Genomic DNA, 1,095 nt, shown 5'->3' with positions numbered 1-1,095 from the left:
GGGTTCCGTCGATTTCCTGCGCTCGACTTGCATGTATTAGGCACGCCGCCAGCGTTCGTCCTGAGCCAGGATCAAACTCTCCAAAGAATTTGATATAGCTCTTGAAAATGACGAAGCTTGCGCTTCATTCAAAACTTGTAAAACTTTTTTTGCCTCATCGTTCAGTTTTCAAAGTTCGTCAGTTAAAGAATTGGTGGAGCCTAGCGGGATCGAACCGCTGACCTCCTGCGTGCAAGGCAGGCGCTCTCCCAGCTGAGCTAAGGCCCCAAAAGTTATGATGGTCGGGAAGACAGGATTCGAACCTGCGACCCCTTGGTCCCAAACCAAGTGCTCTACCAAGCTGAGCTACTTCCCGTTATACATGGTGCACCCTGAGAGATTCGAACTCCCGGCCTTTAGATTCGTAGTCTAACGCTCTATCCAGCTGAGCTAAGGGTGCGAGACGAATGATTCCCAATGGGATATATAGATGGTACCGAGGGCCGGACTTGAACCGGCACGAGGAAACCCTCGCAGGATTTTAAGTCCTGTGCGTCTACCAATTCCGCCACCCCGGCAAGGTATAATTAGTGCGGTAGACTTTTTAAAAAATGGTGCCGGCGAAAGGATTTGAACCCTCGACCCTCTGATTACAAGTCAGATGCTCTACCAACTGAGCTACACCGGCAGGTGTAAATGGTGGAGGATGACGGGATCGAACCGCCGACCCCCTGCTTGTAAGGCAGGTGCTCTCCCAGCTGAGCTAATCCTCCGATATGTATGCCTGGCAACGTCCTATCCTCACAGGGGGAGACCCCCAACTACTTTCGGCGCTGAAGCGCTTAACTTCCGTGTTCGGCATGGGAACGGGTGTGGCCGCTTCGCTATCGCCACCAGACATATATGAGATTAACATTATTTTTACATAATGTCAAACTTTTTTTGAAAGATTACTCTCTCAAAACTGAAGACTCATCAAGTTCAAACCGTTTCTAGATCAAAGCCTCGACCGATTAGTATCATTCAGCTCCACACGTCGCCGTGCTTCCACCCATGACCTATCTACCTCATCGTCTCTGAGGGGTCTTTCTTGATTGCTCAAAGGGAAATCTCATC

At 49.9% G+C, this 1,095-nt stretch carries 6 tRNA genes and 3 rRNA genes; all 9 read right to left on the bottom strand.

The features are described from left to right. Positions 1–87 (bottom strand): 16S ribosomal RNA (locus EVJ22_RS15235); the annotation flags it as partial. Positions 88–191: 104 nt separating this feature from the next. Continuing rightward, positions 192–267, bottom strand: a tRNA-Ala gene (locus EVJ22_RS15230). A gap of 11 nt (positions 268–278) precedes the next feature. Next, positions 279–355: transfer RNA gene (locus tag EVJ22_RS15225), tRNA-Pro, on the bottom strand. A gap of 7 nt (positions 356–362) precedes the next feature. Then, positions 363–439, bottom strand: a tRNA-Arg gene (locus tag EVJ22_RS15220). 31 nt (positions 440–470) lie between these two features. Beyond that, positions 471–557 (bottom strand) — tRNA-Leu (locus tag EVJ22_RS15215). Between the two features lie 34 nt (positions 558–591). Next, positions 592–667 (bottom strand) — tRNA-Thr (locus EVJ22_RS15210). A gap of 9 nt (positions 668–676) precedes the next feature. Beyond that, positions 677–752: transfer RNA gene (locus EVJ22_RS15205), tRNA-Val, on the bottom strand. A 9-nt stretch (positions 753–761) separates the two neighbouring features. Beyond that, positions 762–877, bottom strand: a 5S ribosomal RNA gene (gene rrf / locus EVJ22_RS15200). A gap of 95 nt (positions 878–972) precedes the next feature. Then, a 23S ribosomal RNA gene (locus EVJ22_RS15195) occupies positions 973–1,095 on the bottom strand; the annotation flags it as partial.

The sequence above is a fragment of the Exiguobacterium sp. SH0S7 genome, assembly GCF_004337195.1.
GTDB lineage: Bacteria > Bacillota > Bacilli > Exiguobacteriales > Exiguobacteriaceae > Exiguobacterium > Exiguobacterium aurantiacum_A.
This window is presented reverse-complemented; position numbering and strand designations above follow the sequence as displayed.